This is a genomic window from Chloracidobacterium validum, from assembly GCF_018304825.1.
Lineage (GTDB): Bacteria > Acidobacteriota > Blastocatellia > Chloracidobacteriales > Chloracidobacteriaceae > Chloracidobacterium > Chloracidobacterium validum.
In genome coordinates, this window is the sequence record NZ_CP072649.1 from 582,318 (window position 1) to 597,238 (window position 14,921).

A 14,921-nucleotide genomic window follows, 5' to 3' on the forward strand; every position below is an offset into this window, starting at 1 on the left:
GAAAAAAACACTTTCGGCAGGACGCAACAATCAAGGTACGGAACCGATAACCTAGAATGAGGGCTATGCCCCAGACTTTACACTTTCGCGGACTACGCTTAGGAGACCGACTATGCCGGATGCAATGATCAGTGGACTTCAACCAGCCGTTACGCCATCACCGTACAGCCAACCTGGAGGAGCGGTACCAGGCCGGGAGCCAGGGCGATTTGGCCGTATCTTTGGTGGTATTCTCGGTGGCGCGCTCAACGTCGTGGCACCGGGCGTCGGCTCGATTGTCGGGGGGCTTATCCGTGGCGGTAACCTGCCGGGACTGGCGGATGCCGAAAGCATGCTGGCCCAGCAACAGCATCAACAGATGCAGCTTTTCGCCATTCAGACGCGAGTCAACAGCATGTCGCAGCAGTTTCAGATGGTGAGCAACCTGATGAAGGCTCGCCATGACAGCGAGATGGCGGCCATTCAGAATCTCAAGTAACCCGGTGCGCCGTAAGCTCGTCCACAAGGTTGCTTACGGCGCGCTTCGGCCACGCCTATGCCGGTGCTGCCCACGCCCCCAGACCATGAGCTGCGTATCATCCTTGAAGCAGGCTTCCTTCTGCGCGATGTGATGCGCTATGAGGCGGCTGCGACGGTGTTTCAGGGCGTCACGGCCCTGCGCCCAGACCTCGAGCTTCCGGTACTGGGCTTGGCAAGCGTCCTGATTCGGCAGGGTGAACTGGACCGCGCCCAGGCGCTCTGTGAGTCCATTCTGGAGCGCTCCCCGGAAAGTTTGCACGCGCGAACCCAGCAGGGTGAGATTCTGATATATCGCGGACAGCGGGAACGAGGTGAAGAAGTTTTACGTGCCGTGATTGCCGACGGAGGCGACTCACCCCACGCCGTGACGGCGCAGGCGCTGCTCGACACGGTGGCGGCACTCACCGAAGCCAGTGAGTGATGAGTAAGTGACGAGTGAGTGCCGTCGGCGAGTAACCAACAGGCTTCGCATATGTCGTCCCCGGCTACTCAAAAACCAGTGTCGAGCCACGTGACGCCACCTGGCCGGCACTGCGCCTGCCAAGCACTCAGCTTTCACTGACAAGGAGCTGCGCCATGAAGATTCGTCCGGGGTCGCCATTTGGTTCGAGTCCAACGTCGTCCGAGTCGGTCAAGGGCAAGAAGCGGACGGGGGGCATCTTTGGAGCGCTGATCGAAGGCGCGAGTGATGCGACCACCGACGAAACCCCTTCCACAACCAGCACGGCGAGTCCGGCGCGGTCGGCGCTGGCGGCGATTGCTGCCCAATCCAATCTCGGTAATCCAGAGGAGGCCACCGCCGCCGTGCGCCGGTCAGCCCAGTCGCTGCTGACGCTCAGCTTCTCGGATGACCTGAACGCATCCCCCCTCAGTGGGCAAATGGCGGACGACTTGGCCAACCTGGCGGCAAGCGACCCACGCTTTCGCCGCAAAATGCTTTCCATTCTGTCGCGTCTGAAGACGGAAACCACTGCCCATGTCGCAAAGTAGTGGCGAAAAGACCGAACAACCTACCCAAAAGAAGCTCGACGACGCCCGTAAAAAAGGACAAGTCCCCAAGAGTCAGGATTTGGTTTCGGCGGCGCTACTGGTCGGCTCGATGGGCATCGTGTTTCTGCTTGCCGGTAATTTCATCGGGCAGCAAGTCGTCGGGTTGACCCAAAAATCCCTCCTGAGCGCGTCAACCTTCAAAGGCGAGCTGGATATGTCAACTGCTGGCGAGGCCCTGCTCGAAGGCGTGGCGACACTGGCGCTGACCCTCGCCCCACTGTTTCTCGTGGTCTTCGTTTTGGCAGCCGTCGTCGGTTACATCCAGGTCGGATCGCTCTTTTCAACGGAGGCCATCAAGCCGGACATGAACCGGCTCAACCCTTTTTCGGCCTTTCAGCAAAAGTTTTTCAAATCTCGAACCTATATCGAGTTTGCCAAGACCATCCTCAAACTGGTGATTGCCACGGGCATTGCAAGCTATGCGGTTTTCGGCTCACGACACACGCTGCCCCTCCTGGCTCGTGGGTCACCGGCCGATACCAGTCAGTTCATGATTGGTCAAATCATCCAACTTGGGCTGTCGGTTGCCATTTGCTTCGTGGCGCTCGGCGCGCTGGACTTCTTCCTTCAGAAGTTTCTGCACCTCCAAGACTTGAAAATGACCAAGCAGGAAGTCAAGGAAGAGTGGAAAGAACAGGAGGGCGACCCCCACATCAAGGCCGAACGGCGCGCCATTCACATGGAGCTGTTGAATGAGGCCAGCGCCCAGGCGGTCAAAGAATCCGATGTCGTGCTGGTCAATCCGACGCACGTTGCCGTTGCCATCCGATATGACCGTAAGACAATGCAGGCTCCGCAGATCGTGGCGAAAGGCGCTGACCTGATGGCCGCGCAGATTCGTGAAATCGCCCGCGAAGCCGGTGTTCCCATCAAGCAGGACATTCCCCTGGCGCGTGCGCTTTACGAACTCGAAGTCAACAGCGAGATTCCCGAATCACTCTACGAAGCCATTGCCATCGTTTTGCGGTGGGCCTATACATTGGCTCAAACTGAAGGGCGTCAGTAAGACGGTGTCGAGGGAGCGCAGCGGACATGCCAGAGATCGGTGGTGTCAACAATCGGCAGCCGTTGCCGTCCACCAGCAGCGCGGGCGGCGGCAACGAGCGCGTTGGCGGGACGCGATTCAATCCAGTTTCAGGCACGATTGGGCAGCCCGGTGAAATCGGCCAGCCCCGTGGGCTGCCCGCGCCCGACGTGCCGGGACAGAAAAGCATTCTTCCCGATGCCCTGCTGGGACGTGACCCATCCCAGGTCCTGGCGGCCGAGCAGCTCCGGGCAACCGGCGGTGCGTCTGCCACGGAGGAACTGCTCGGCCTCAATCAGCAGCCAACCATGGCCGGCGCGCTCCTCCCACCGCAGGGCAATGACGTGGCGCTGCGCCATCTGACGCCGACCATGCGGCGCGAACTGCTGCGCAAGCTCCTTGATCGTCAGCAACGTAACGCTCGTCGCTTATTGACCGTCCTTCCACGCGACGAAGAAGGCGATCCTGAGCGCCGACGGCGACGGGCACTGCCAGAAGAAATCCCCAATGCTGAAGCCCTGGCCATACCGGAGCCACAGCGTGAGCGGGCAGCCAACGAATTACACCAATCGCTCCGCCTTCTCGAACTCATTGACCGCTTGCTGGCGATGCAGGATGAAACCCTGGCACAGATGAGTGCCAGCATCCAGCGGTAGTCTTCAGTCACAGGCCTGATCATCGGAGCTGCCGTCCCAAGCGGTGGAGACGGATTGGCCAGGCTTGGCTCTGGATCATCGCCCTTCACCGCCGTCTTTACCAGAGGCTGTGGCAAGCGCCGCCAGAACCACGAAGTAAGCGGCATTTGCGGGAATCTGCCAGTTGAAATCAAAAAAACCATGCACAAGCGAAGCTGCGCATCCACTGATCGCGCCGATACGGACGAGCTGCCACTCTAGGTCTTGCTGGCCGTGCCGTCCACCGTGCAAGGCACGACGCGCGCGCCCGAAAAACCAACCCAACCAAGCCATGCCCAAGGCAAAACCGAGTAGCCCGGTTTCCGCCAGAAGCTGGAGGTAATCGTTGTGAGCCTGTTCAACGCGGTTGACGCCGTTGGACGTATCCACCTTAGTGTAGGCAATCTGGAACGTCCCGAGTCCGCTACCGCCCAAGGGACGCTCGCGGATGAGGGTCAGCGTGTTTTTCCAGATGACATTTCGGGCGACTTGATCGGCCGTCGCCGGAAGGTCGCCCGGTGCTCGCAAGCGACTCACGAGTGGGTCAACGCCCATCCACGAGATGCCAACCACAACCCCAAGTGGAATCAGGAGCAGACTTCCCGTAGCTGCTTGACGGAACCGACGCTGCTGCCGCGCTACCAAAGCCATTGTCATCACCACGCCAACCGCACCGGCAATCCACCCGCCCCGCGAGGCGCAGATGCCCAACGAAAGCAGCATCAAGATGGCGGCAACCACATAGAGCCATCGCACATCGTCATCCGCGCCACGCCGCCGTTGGGCGGCCAAGGCAACGGCCAGCGGCGCAAGCATTTCAATCATCCCGGCATAATGATTCCGGTTGACAAAGGTTCCAAACGGCGTTGCTGTCAACTTGCGAAAGGCGGCGTAACTGCCCTGCCCAATGAAGTGCTGCATGACCGCATACAGAGCAAACACAGCGCCCCAGGCGATCAGCACCCGCGCAAGGTAGATACCCACTTTTTCCGAAGCAAAAACGTTGCAGCTAAACAGGAACAAGCACACGAGCGCAGTCAAGTGAACCGCTGCCTGGCGGGTGTAAAAAGCGTCTATTGTCTCAAGTAGGCCCGGCAGTCCAAGCCAAAGCTGTAGCCCGGCCAGCAAGACCATGCCGAAACCAAGGCCAACGCCGGCGTTGAGGGTGACTTCCCGGCCGAACCAAAGCGCCTGGACTCCAAGCCATATCGTCAGCCCAAATGCACCGGTGTGAAGAATGGACCGCGCCCACCCTTCGACCGAACCAAATGGCATGGGAAGCCAGATCAGCCAGATGACAAAACCGACAAAGACCGCCGCGCCAAGCCGATCTTCAGCGTTCGGCGTGACCGGTTCGGGGAGGGATTGAGACAAGCGAGCCAGCATCCGCGGCGGTTCATCCATCAGCGTGCTTTTGAAATCGGTTCAAGGGCGAACCCACCAAACCATGCCACCCCTGAAATTGGACATGTTCCGGGCGTCAGGCATTCGGACGGGCGCGCAATGGTCAACTCGACCGCGCCTACGTCTGGTGGCACGGTAAAGTCCAGTTGAACACGCTGCCAGCCCTGCGTTCCGCGCAGAGCTGGCATTGAACGAACGCGCCAGTTGCGGTTGACGGTGCCGGTGATTTCAACCAGGGGCAACGCGGCAGCGACCAAGTCTCGGCTTTGGGCAAAGTATGTCAGCCGATACGCGCCGGCCGGGAGTGCCAAAAGCTGCCGCGCATGCTCGTAGGCTGGGCCGGGCGAATCGTACGTGATCTGAAGGGCATTGCCGCCGGATGGAACGGCGGCTGACCGGTCGAGCGCCAGCCGGGCTCCGGCTTCCTGCTGCCGGAAGCGCCATTCAAACAGGGGTGTTTTCACAGATGGTTGTTGGAAACTCCCGTCGTAGATGTCGGTTCGCTTGAGTCCAAGGGCTTGACGCTCCGGCATGGAAGACCATATGCGCCAGGCCGGCTCATAGGCACGCGCGTTGAGCAAATCCTGGATGAACGCAGTGGCCAGTTGGCGCTCTGGGTCGGGCTGCTGCGCCAAGCCGACCTGCCACCGCTGAACGGCCGCCTCAATCTGCTGATGGGTGATGAGCAACCGCAGGTACTGATACTCCACCGACGGCAAATTCGGTGGGACGAGGGACTCGACGAAGCGCCGGTCACCGTTTGAAATCCGCCAGCCCAAGTCGAGCATCAGAATGGCTTGGGTTGGGTTTGAGCGCAACGCGCCACGCGCATAAGGCGCGGCTTCGTCTAATTTGCCGGCCCGGATAAGAGTATTCGCCAATCGCCACTGTGAGATGAAATGCCGCGGAGCCAGTTCGTGAGCCTGGCGTAACACCTGCTCCGATTCAGGCACTTGGCCGCTGATAGCCAACGTGTCGCCCAGCCAGCCCCAGAGACGCGCATCTTCTGGCGCAAGCGCAATTGCCTTACGCAAATGCCGTTCGGATTCCACATAATCGAAATGCTGCGGGTCTAACAGACAAGCTACACCCAGCGCCCCCCAGAGCCGTGGATTGGATGGCGAACGGTCCACGGCCTGGCGCAGGGCATCGTATGAGGCCGGCGGTCGGCGTTGCTGCCAAACATCATCGGCGGCTTCGTTCTGGAACGACATCCAGAAGCCAAAGCCGCCGACGAGGATACAGGCAAAACCAAGCAAGAAGCGCCGCTGCGCCATGCCGGAAAGTGACTAGGGACGCACCGGACTCAAAGGCGCATCGTCCTGACTGACAACTGGGACAATACTAGCAGCGACAGCAGCACCCACAACGGTGGCTATTACAGCCGTCGTCGCCCCAACCACCGGCACGACCGGTACAATCGGCGGTAAGGACGGTGAGGCGGACACAGCACATTCAAACACGGCTACCCGGAAGTCATCCAGCCCCGTCGAATCGAAGCGAATGTAGGCGCTCTCCGGATAATCCTTGGACTGTGCCTCGGCGATACTTTCGACGGCCGGAGCTGATTGTTCCGGTCCACCGTAGACTGGGATGCTCCCTTTGATCACATCAATGTGGGTACAGCGGGTGCTGAAGACTTGAACCAGGGCTCCCTGGCTTTTGATACAGCGGACGATGCCAGATACGACTTCAACGCGCGTCCGGTCAGCCAAAAAGTTGACCACGATCTCGCTGTTGTCACCCAGGTAAAACTGCCCGGCATCAGCAACACTCAAAACGGCATACCCGGCCTTGCCGGTCGTGATCCGACTACCACTCGCCACCGCCATGTTGCCGGCGGCCGGATTGCCATTGATTTTCACGTCGCCGCGGGACATGAGTTGAGCTGCCCGTCCCCCCTGTGCATCAACCCGCCGATGGGTCAACGGGAGACAGGTGGCGCCTGCGACGGCGAGAATCAAAGTAAACACGAGCCCAAGCTTCAAATTGCGCGTCATATCGTAGACTCTCCAATAATAGGGTTAGGAATCAGCAGAATCAGAAAATCTCGCCGGCGATTGTGTCTAGCTTTGGACTACTTGGCCGATAGTGAAAATGGAATTTCAGGGTTGGCTGACTCCCAAGTTGCTTGATAGACCGCGCCTGCCTGGCTGAGCCGGCGCTTAATGTAACTGCCAAAGGTCTTCCAATCGGTGTAGTTCACCATGTCCCCGCCTGTCTTCCGAACGATGAAGCGGAGCGTCACGTTGGGAACATCCATCTTCCGTGAGCCACTCCCCGTAATGACGACAGCATTCGCTTCATCTACGCGGGCGCTAAAACTGCGGTAGCCCCAGTTCAGGTAAGAAACTACCATGTTTTCTCCCACAAGACGCGACAAATCCACCCGGTCATTGAGACTGTCGTTACCATCAGTGATAATGATGAAATGCGTCATTTTTGACTGCGATATATCCTTCAGCCCGGCCAGTACGCCGTAAAGATCGGTCGTCGTCTTCATCGTAGCATCGCCCGATCCACCACTTGACCACAGACGCTGTTCCCTAACCAGCGCTTCGTCGAGCGCCGCACGTGAAGTCGTAAAATCCTGCAAAAAAGTTTTCTGGGCGCTGAAACGCGCAATGGCTGTGGGAACGGCGGTCTGGGAGGGTAATGCCTTGCGGAGTTCTTCGACAATCCGCGCATAAATCGGCACCATACTTCCCGAGCCATCCAGCACAATCACGACCTGCTCAACCGGCTTGACCTGGGTGACGGTCGCTTTGACCCGTGCGCCACCTTCCAAAATTCCGTAACTACTACCAATCCGGTCGCCAAGAATCCGTTCCTGGCGCGTCACCATTGGCATTTGCCCGAAGGTGATGGCATTCGCCGACCATCCTGTCAGAAGAACCATACTCAGGGCTAACACGGCTCTGTTTTTCGTCATGGTGCAATACTCCCTTAGCAATACGATGGCAAGTGATTCGGTAATACTCCGTAGACTTTGCCCCAGCTTAGTAGTTTTCGGCATTTGAGATAGATAAATCATTTGGTTAGTATCACTCCCAGTCGTACGCCGTCAAGCGCCTGACCAAAATTTCATCTCTTCTACCGCCGGCCGTGACGCGCCGTGCCAAACTCGTCATTGGCTTTGTTCTCACGTCGTTCTTCGTCCGATTTACGCGCCGCGCGCCAATTTTCCTTGTGCTTTTCGATGGCTTGCACTTCCTTTGAGGCTTCGATGAGTCCCTGAAGAGCCGCCTCGACCGCGTCTTCGGCCCGTTGGATTGCCGCTTGCTGTTGCTCGACGGCAGCACGCAAACGCGCTTCTTCTTCCCTGAGGTCGGCTAGAAAGGTTCGGTGCGCGAGCAATGCCTGGGCGGAAGAACCGGACCGTAAGGCCGCCAGGAGTTTCGCATCCGCTTCGGCCTGACGCGCACGACAGGCGTCCACGGCGGCCATCCGCCGCGCCAATTCGGCTTCGGCATCAGCCAACGCCTGCCGCGCATCAGCCAGCCGATGCGCCGCGTCCTGTTTGGCCTGCTCCCGAACATCCAGGACTGGTTGTAAGCGATAACGCGATTTCTTCATAAGCTACGCGAACAAGCTACCCGATGCATCCCGGCGGGTGGAAAACCTGGACGGTGCGAGTCTAGCATGGCACTAGCCTGGCAGACGCCAAGCAACCCCGCCACTGAGCGTCAGGCAACCCCACGGAGTCCCATTCCTGGGACATTAGGCATTCAACCACTGCGCGACGGTCGGCCAAATCGTTGTGGTCGCCCCTTGACCAATCGCCAACGCCAAATGTCCCAGTGGGGCTTGATACTCGGCGTAGTGTCCGGCCGGGAGTTGCTCGGCCAACGCAGTGGCGCTGCCCGGATTCACAATCTGATCCCGTAGTCCAATCAAGTTGAGCGTTGGACAATCAAGCCGACGCAGTGCGGCCCGCCGCCCGGTCAGCTCCAACTTGCCTTCCCACAAAGCGTTGTCGCGGTAGTAGGCCGTGACGAAATCAGCGTAAAACGCTCCCGGTAGCGGCACGGCATCCGCCAACCACACTTCGGCGGCCAGGTGCGTATCGCGTTCAGCCGCCGCCAGTCCGACCAGCCAGGGCTTGGTCAAGTAGGTCATGGGCTTGAGGCCGCGAAATGCGGCGCTCACCAACCAACCCGGCAGGTTCCCAAACACAGAAGCCAGGCGCCAGGGATCAAAGTCCGGGTGGGACAACCAAGCGCGTAACGGCGTGTCACGGGCAAAGTCGGACGGCGTCCCCATCAGCACCAGGGTTTTCACCTGCGCCGGATGTAACACCGCATAGGTCGTCGCCAGCACGCCCCCCATCGAATACCCCAGCAGATGCGTTTGGGTGGCTCCGGTCTGACTCAGCACAGCATCAACCGCGCGCCCGATGACGCCTTCCACGACATCTACCAGTCGCCACCGACGTTCGGCGTGGCCAGGTGTCCCCCAATCCAGAACGAAGACCTCCTGACCGCCACCAGCTAGGAAGGACACGAAGCTGCGCCCGGCGTAGAGATCAAAGATGTAGTGGCGGTTGATCAGCGAGTTGACAATCAGTATCGGAGCTGGCGACGGTCGCCGACCGCCAGCCGGCGCGTAACGCCGCAACCGGCTCGCACCGATGAGTGGCGCGACCGTACAGGGCGTGGTGGCCACCGGCGGCGCAACCGCCCGCGCCATCGCCAAATGCGTCAACTGCCGCGCCTCCTGCGTGAGCATAAAGGGGTGCCAGGGCCAGGCCGCGCCTGATCGGTCCACCCAGTCGAGCCAGCCGTTGAGATACCTAGTCGAAAGCGCTGTCCAGAGGGGTCGTTCCGTTTGACGCAGTAGCCACCCGTCGAGCAACCACTGCCAGTTTTCAAAAGCTTCGGCAAGCGTGGGCGAAGAAGGAGTCACGAAGCCGGTGGCGCATCGGCAGCCGATGCCGTCTCCTTTGAAGAATCAACCTTTGAAGAATCAACCGCAGCCGCGCGGGACGAACGCCGCCGGACCGATGCTGCACGCTTGGCAGCGGAGCCACGCGCCGCCGCAGGGGACGCACGTCTCGGCATGCGCTTTGGCGCGCGCGCCGCCAACTCGTCGGCGGCCAGTTGCGCCGTCAGCGTCTCTACCTGCTCACCCAAGGCGTCGAGCTTACGGTCGAGCGCCACAATTTCCTCGCGGGTGGGGACGTTGATCAGCCGCAAGCCGAACCCAACCAGCATGCGCGTCCGCTCCAGCAAGGTTAAAACACCATTGATATAGAGCGAAACCGGTCGCAAAAAGAATGGATGACGCAGCAAAGCGTCCCACTGGGCCGATGAGGTTCGCGTTGCGGTCTCATAAAGGGACTGGGGAATGGATTTAGCGGGCCGGCGAGCTTTGGTGGCTTGGCTGGCTTTGGAGTCGGCTTGCGCCCGTGCCATAGACATGCTCCTGCTGATGTATCAAACGGGTGATCGGCCGCGGCAGCGTACGAGGTCAAGAAAGGGTCGGCTTTTCATCTACACCGACCCCCTCCGGTTTGGTTTTTTAGACGGTTCGAGCCTACTTGACAATGTGGTTCATCGGAAACGCCATCAGTTCCATATGCTTCCGCAGCCCGTCATTGACAAGCGCGTTCCACTGCTCGAATGCCGACCGCGCTGCTTCGACGCCGGACGTGGCAATTTCGCGTGCGGCATCGCCCGTGGCCACGGTCATCCGCTCCGTTCCGGTCAGCATCGTCGCCATGGATTTCAAGGCCTCTTCCTGAACGGCCAAGCCGGCCCGCATCGTCGCAAAGGCCGCCGACCGTGAGGCAGCCGCCATGTCCAGCATCACGTCCGTTGCCGACTGCACGGCGTTGGTTACGGGATCCGTCACCGAGCCAGGGCGACCGGTGGTATCGGTTGTTTTTTCGGTGCGCTTTGGTTGCGTCATAGGTCAGTTCAAGCTCCTGCTGCGAGAAAATTGAAGCCTTTCAGGCTGCCCCCAACCTACCCCCCCATAACGCGGTGTGTCAAGATTTTTTTCGCAGTCGCACAAAATTGTCACCTATCCAAAGCGCAATTTTCTTCAGCAACTCAAGTAAAAGCGGGAGAAACACCCTGGCGACAGTTATTTTGTGCATAAGCAAAACAGGGCGAGACTTCCACCGGAACACGCTTGCAAAGCGGCACGAGCCATCCTCACCGAGGGCAAGTTGAAACTTATGTCCGTTTCACGGCTCATCCCTTGCGGCCGGTCGTCGGTCTCCGGCACACTGGTTTGCGCTGGCGTTCGCGCCCAAGTCGTTGCTCGTTTTGGGAGGACTCCGCTATGTCCGCACCCGTTGCCCTTGCCCCACCCCACCGATTGACCGTCGAAGCGTTTCTTGACTACGGTGAGCCAGACCGCCGCTACGAGCTGGTCCGAGGGATTCCGGTCGAGATGCCGCCGCCCACCGAACTGCATCAAATCATCATCGCTGCCTTGTTTCATATGTTTTGCCGCGCCATTGCCGAGCGGGGGCTGCCCTACGAGGTCGTCCAGCTTGGGTTGCAGACCGAAGCGGATACAGTACGGATACCGGACGGGCTGGTGTACCGGAAGGTGGATGGGGTGAGGGTGAGTGATGAACGGCGCAGTGGGGTGGTGTGGCTGGAGCTGAAGACGGTGGTGGTGGCGGTGGAGGTGGTGAGTACGAATCGGCGGGACGACTACGTGGTGAAGTTGGAGGAGTATGCGCGGCGGGGGATTGGGGAGTATGTGATCGTGGATGTCAAGCAGGGGCAGGTTGTGGTGCATCGGCATCCGGTGGTGACGGATGGGGTGTATGGGGAGCGCGGGGTATATCAGCGCGGGGAGGCGTTTGTATTGGAGGGTTTGGGCGGGGCGGCGTTTGAGGTTGGGCCGCTTCTGGATGGGAAGACGGCGGGCGAGTTGGCGCGGGAGGACGTGGAGCGGTTGCGGGCGGAGGCGGCAGCGCGGCGTACGGCGGAAGCGCTAGCTGAAGTTGAACGCCAAGCCAAGGAAGCCGAGCGTCAGGCGCGACTCGATGCTGAAACCCGCGCCGAAGCCGAACGCCAAGCCAGGGAAGCCGAGCGTCAGGCGCGACTCGATGCTGAAACCCGCGCCGAAGCCGAACGCCAAGCCAAGGAAGCTGAGCGTCAGGCGCGACTTGATGCTGAAACCCGTGCTGAAGCCGAACGCCAAGCCAAGGAAGCCGAGCGTCAGGCGCGACTTGATGCTGAAACCCGTGCTGAAGCCGAACGCCAGGCCCGCGCTCAACTCGAAGCCGAACTTGCCCGCTTGCGCGCCGACCGCCAGCCAACGCCGGATAACCCACCCCAGCCGTGAAAGGATTCATCTTTCAAAGCTTGAACATGGTTGGTTCCAACCACCGATCTTTTCCGGCGCGCTTCGGGCGCTTTTCGGTGCCAATCGCCAACTTCCCTACCGGCATCTGTCCCACGCCGGGGTGGACACGTCCTTCCGATTGCCTTCTAGATCGGGATTGGAAACCCTGACGACACGATGATTCCGTCACGGGCGTGTCTGAAAAGTCACGCCCATGACTCGTCCACGCAAGGTAAGGTCACAGCAGCGTACGGACGAGGCGCCGATGCGCGCCCCGGTCTTGGCAGTTTCAGACCGAAAGGAGGCGCTCAGCCCGTGGCAGCAACACGCCCTGTGATCAGGTTGTGGGTTCTCTGGTGGCTGACCTGGATGGCAACGGCCGCCGCACAGCAAACCAGCGTCGTGTCGTTCACCGTGACCGAGGGCGAAAAACGGCGACCGATCGGCGGAGCAACCGTCACCTTGACGCCGAAAACCAGCGCGCCAAGCGTGCGGCCACTGACCAGAACAACCGACGCCGCCGGCAAGGCAGTGTTTACCGATGCGCCGGGCGGCGACTACACCCTGACCATTGCCGCTCCCGGCTACGCCACCCTGACCGACGAGCAGTACAAGGTCGAAGCTGGCGTCTTTGCCGAGCAACCCGTTGAACTCAGCCCGTCCGCCGGCGATGTCGTCGAAGTGCGCGGTGACACCGAGACTGCGCTCGTGGCCCAGGGGTCGGTCGCCACAGCCGGACTGACCCCAGCCGAAATCCGGGTTCTCCCATCCCGTGGACGCGACATCCTGACGGCGTTTCCACCCGTTCCAAACGTCATCCGCTCCAACGACGGACGCACGAGCATCAAGGGCGCGCGCGAAGACCAAGCAGCCATCCTCGTCAACGGCAGTCTGAGCAACGATCCGGCCACCGGGCGCTTCCAGGTCGAAATTCCGCTCGAAGCCCTTCAGCGGGCCGAAGTGTTCACAAACCCCTACTTGCCCGAATACGGCAAGTTCACCAGCGGCGTCAAACGGCTCGAAACCAAGCCAGGTGGGGAGAAGTGGCGCTACAGCGTCTATGACTTTTTTCCATCGGTGCGAGCGCGCAACGGCAAAATTTTCGGGTTTGCCAACGTGTCGCCGCGGGCCACGATCACTGGGCCGCTCGTCCGTGACCGGGCCTTTCTGGCGCAGGCGCTCGAAGTCATCGTGGATAAAGCCGTCGTGCGGGGCCTGGCCAGCCCTGACAACGAGATTCGCAAGTACGCCTTCCGCAGCTTCAGCCAGTTCGATGTCGTGCTGTCGCCCCGCCAGACGCTCACCGCAACGGCCAATGTCGCCCGGCAGCTTTTGCGTAACGTTGACCTCGATGCGTTCAACCCGGTGCCGGCTTCGGCCAACCGGCGGACACAAGACCTGGCTTTTGCCGGTGTCCATCGCTACACGACCGCCGGCGGTTCACTCGGCGAAACCCGGTTCAACTACAAGCGCATCGGCGTGGATGTCTTTGGCAAAGGCGATGCGCCTTTCGCGCTGACGCCGTTTGGACGCACCGGCAACTTCTTCAGCCAAACCGACCGCGTGACTGAACGGTATCAGGCTCAGTTTTCGCTGGCGCTGGCTGCCTTCGACGCCGGAGGCCTTCACCAAATCAAGTTCGGTGTGGACGCCTCTGCCGCCCGCAATCGTGGTTGGGTGGCCAACCGTCCAGTGGAAGTTCGGCGCGCGGACGGCACGCTGGCCGAGCGCATCCTGTACGCCAACCGCGGCAATCTGCGCGCTTCCAACCTGGAAATCGCCGGTTACGCTCAAGATCAGTGGTTGCTTCGCCCTAACCTCCAGCTTGACTACGGCCTGCGCCTGGAAACGCAGCAGGCGGCCGCCACGCTCAACGTCGCGCCGCGCCTGGCCATCTCGTACGCCCCAGGCAACACGGACCGTACCGTGCTGCGCGCCGGGGTCGGGTGGTTTTACGACAAGGTGCTGCTCAATGCGCTGGCCTTTCGTCAGATGCCACAGCCAATCGTCACGACCTTTGCCCCCGATGGCACGGTCACGGCACCGGCCCAACGGTTCACACTCGAGTTGGCACGCCCCGATGGACGGTACCGCATTCCCTACAACCGCTCGTTCCGCGTCGAGCTGGCGCAGCGGATCGCGCCGCGCGCCCTCATCAAGCTGGCCTATCTGGACAGCCGCACCTTCAACGACTTCTACGTTGAGCCAACCCCCACGGCAACCGGCGGCAGCGTCCGGCTGTTCAACACCGGACGCGCCACCTACCGCGCCGTCGAGGTCACGGCCGATGTCAAACTCACGCCCCGCCATACCTTCGTGGTCTCCTACGTGCGGAGCAAGGCCCGGGCCGAACTCAACGATCTCATTTCATACTTTGGCGACACGCCGAACCCAATCCTGCGGCCCAACCAGTTTGGCAACGCACCGATTGACGCGCCGAATCGGTTTTTCGCGCGGGGCGTCTTCGCGCTTCCCGGCGACATCACGCTCGCCCCGATTTTTGAGTGGCGGGACGGCTTCCCCTACAGCGTCGTGGACGAGGCACAGAACTTTGTCGGACGCCGCAACGCCGACCCGACGCGCTACCCGCGCTTCATGGCGATCGATCTGGCCGTGACCAAAAAGATTCGGCTTCCGCAGTGGGTTCGGCGTGGGATGTTCGGGCGAAAGATTGATGTCGAAGCCGTGAGCGTCACCGTCAACATTTTCAACCTGACGAACCATTTCAATCCACGCAACGTCTTTGCCAACACCGGCGCGCCACAGTTTGGGACGTTCTTTGGCGTTTATCGGCGGTTTTTCAATATCGAGATGAACTTGTAGCCCGCGGCTGGGCCAGGAGGGAAACGCCCCTGGCTTTTGTCAATTTTTGTCAGCTTTGGGCAACCCGCCTGTGATTTTTCCCAGAGGTGATGTAAGCAAGAGCGTTGTGATTGAAGACG

The 14,921-nt window shown here is 60.5% G+C and carries 15 protein-coding genes; 7 read left to right on the forward strand and 8 right to left on the reverse strand.

The window, feature by feature from the left end:
* The first annotated feature begins 112 nt into the window (after positions 1 to 112).
* From J8C06_RS13525 to J8C06_RS13545, 5 genes are all read left to right on the forward strand, one after another.
* On the forward strand, positions 113 to 478 hold the full coding sequence (locus tag J8C06_RS13525) for a hypothetical protein (protein WP_211429957.1): 366 nt from the start codon (positions 113 to 115) through the stop codon (positions 476 to 478).
* 57 nt (positions 479 to 535) lie between these two features.
* Positions 536 to 940 carry a tetratricopeptide repeat protein gene (locus J8C06_RS13530; protein ID WP_211429958.1) on the forward strand — a complete coding sequence of 135 codons (405 nt, stop codon included), beginning with the start codon at positions 536 to 538 and terminating at the stop codon, positions 938 to 940.
* A gap of 155 nt (positions 941 to 1,095) precedes the next feature.
* Complete coding sequence (locus tag J8C06_RS13535; RefSeq protein WP_211429959.1) at positions 1,096 to 1,509, forward strand: hypothetical protein; 414 nt, start codon at positions 1,096 to 1,098, stop codon at positions 1,507 to 1,509.
* Positions 1,496 to 2,575, forward strand: a complete 1,080-nt coding sequence (locus J8C06_RS13540) for an EscU/YscU/HrcU family type III secretion system export apparatus switch protein (protein ID WP_211429960.1) — start codon at positions 1,496 to 1,498, stop codon at positions 2,573 to 2,575. The genes J8C06_RS13535 and J8C06_RS13540 overlap by 14 nt, the downstream gene beginning before the upstream one ends.
* Positions 2,576 to 2,601: 26 nt before the next feature.
* Entirely contained in the window at positions 2,602 to 3,249 is a 648-nt protein-coding gene (locus J8C06_RS13545; RefSeq protein WP_211429961.1) for a hypothetical protein, read from the forward strand.
* 75 nt (positions 3,250 to 3,324) lie between these two features.
* On the opposite strand, the gene J8C06_RS13550 is transcribed toward J8C06_RS13545, so the two are convergent.
* The 8 genes from J8C06_RS13550 to J8C06_RS13585 form a co-directional block, all read right to left on the reverse strand.
* Positions 3,325 to 4,671: an O-antigen ligase family protein gene (locus tag J8C06_RS13550; protein ID WP_211429962.1), complete on the reverse strand. Its 1,347-nt coding sequence runs from the start codon at positions 4,669 to 4,671 to the stop codon at positions 3,325 to 3,327.
* Positions 4,671 to 5,948: a tetratricopeptide repeat protein gene (locus tag J8C06_RS13555; RefSeq protein WP_211429963.1), complete on the reverse strand. Its 1,278-nt coding sequence runs from the start codon at positions 5,946 to 5,948 to the stop codon at positions 4,671 to 4,673. Before J8C06_RS13555 ends, J8C06_RS13550 begins: the two co-directional genes overlap by 1 nt.
* A 12-nt stretch (positions 5,949 to 5,960) precedes the next feature.
* The gene (locus tag J8C06_RS13560) at positions 5,961 to 6,671 is read right to left on the reverse strand and encodes a FecR family protein (protein ID WP_211429964.1); all 711 of its coding nucleotides are present in this window, start codon (positions 6,669 to 6,671) and stop codon (positions 5,961 to 5,963) included.
* Between the two features lie 77 nt (positions 6,672 to 6,748).
* Positions 6,749 to 7,603, reverse strand: a complete 855-nt coding sequence (locus J8C06_RS13565) for a vWA domain-containing protein (protein ID WP_211429965.1) — start codon at positions 7,601 to 7,603, stop codon at positions 6,749 to 6,751.
* A gap of 161 nt (positions 7,604 to 7,764) precedes the next feature.
* On the reverse strand, positions 7,765 to 8,247 hold the full coding sequence (gene fliJ / locus J8C06_RS13570; protein ID WP_211429966.1) for a flagellar export protein FliJ: 483 nt from the start codon (positions 8,245 to 8,247) through the stop codon (positions 7,765 to 7,767).
* A 144-nt stretch (positions 8,248 to 8,391) separates the two neighbouring features.
* On the reverse strand, positions 8,392 to 9,576 hold the full coding sequence (locus J8C06_RS13575) for an alpha/beta fold hydrolase (protein ID WP_211429967.1): 1,185 nt from the start codon (positions 9,574 to 9,576) through the stop codon (positions 8,392 to 8,394).
* Complete coding sequence (locus tag J8C06_RS13580) at positions 9,573 to 10,085, reverse strand: hypothetical protein (RefSeq protein WP_211429968.1); 513 nt, start codon at positions 10,083 to 10,085, stop codon at positions 9,573 to 9,575. Before J8C06_RS13580 ends, J8C06_RS13575 begins: the two co-directional genes overlap by 4 nt.
* A gap of 121 nt (positions 10,086 to 10,206) precedes the next feature.
* Positions 10,207 to 10,581, reverse strand: coding sequence for a hypothetical protein (locus tag J8C06_RS13585; RefSeq protein WP_211429969.1), 375 nt, complete (start codon positions 10,579 to 10,581; stop codon positions 10,207 to 10,209).
* A 378-nt stretch (positions 10,582 to 10,959) separates the two neighbouring features.
* Here J8C06_RS13585 and J8C06_RS13590 point away from each other — a divergent pair, with 378 nt between their 5' ends.
* Both J8C06_RS13590 and J8C06_RS13595 read left to right on the forward strand, forming a co-directional pair.
* Entirely contained in the window at positions 10,960 to 11,979 is a 1,020-nt protein-coding gene (locus J8C06_RS13590) for a Uma2 family endonuclease (protein WP_211429970.1), read from the forward strand.
* 315 nt (positions 11,980 to 12,294) lie between these two features.
* Entirely contained in the window at positions 12,295 to 14,802 is a 2,508-nt protein-coding gene (locus J8C06_RS13595) for a TonB-dependent receptor (protein WP_246602114.1), read from the forward strand.
* The last annotated feature ends 119 nt before the right edge of the window (positions 14,803 to 14,921 follow it).

Excerpts from the sequence above, each read along its gene's own strand:
- J8C06_RS13565 (WP_211429965.1), bottom strand. The coding sequence starts at position 7,603 with ATGACGAAAAACAGAGCCGTGTTAGCCCTGAGTATGGTTCTTCTGACA.
- J8C06_RS13545 (WP_211429961.1), top strand. The coding sequence starts at position 2,602 with ATGCCAGAGATCGGTGGTGTCAACAATCGGCAGCCGTTGCCGTCCACC.
- J8C06_RS13525 (WP_211429957.1), top strand. The coding sequence starts at position 113 with ATGCCGGATGCAATGATCAGTGGACTTCAACCAGCCGTTACGCCATCA.
- J8C06_RS13590 (WP_211429970.1), top strand. The coding sequence starts at position 10,960 with ATGTCCGCACCCGTTGCCCTTGCCCCACCCCACCGATTGACCGTCGAA.
- fliJ (WP_211429966.1), bottom strand. The coding sequence starts at position 8,247 with ATGAAGAAATCGCGTTATCGCTTACAACCAGTCCTGGATGTTCGGGAG.
- J8C06_RS13560 (WP_211429964.1), bottom strand. The coding sequence starts at position 6,671 with ATGACGCGCAATTTGAAGCTTGGGCTCGTGTTTACTTTGATTCTCGCC.
- J8C06_RS13585 (WP_211429969.1), bottom strand. The coding sequence starts at position 10,581 with ATGACGCAACCAAAGCGCACCGAAAAAACAACCGATACCACCGGTCGC.
- J8C06_RS13530 (WP_211429958.1), top strand. The coding sequence starts at position 536 with ATGCCGGTGCTGCCCACGCCCCCAGACCATGAGCTGCGTATCATCCTT.
- J8C06_RS13535 (WP_211429959.1), top strand. The coding sequence starts at position 1,096 with ATGAAGATTCGTCCGGGGTCGCCATTTGGTTCGAGTCCAACGTCGTCC.
- J8C06_RS13540 (WP_211429960.1), top strand. The coding sequence starts at position 1,496 with ATGTCGCAAAGTAGTGGCGAAAAGACCGAACAACCTACCCAAAAGAAG.
- J8C06_RS13555 (WP_211429963.1), bottom strand. The coding sequence starts at position 5,948 with ATGGCGCAGCGGCGCTTCTTGCTTGGTTTTGCCTGTATCCTCGTCGGC.
- J8C06_RS13550 (WP_211429962.1), bottom strand. The coding sequence starts at position 4,671 with ATGGATGAACCGCCGCGGATGCTGGCTCGCTTGTCTCAATCCCTCCCC.
- J8C06_RS13580 (WP_211429968.1), bottom strand. The coding sequence starts at position 10,085 with ATGGCACGGGCGCAAGCCGACTCCAAAGCCAGCCAAGCCACCAAAGCT.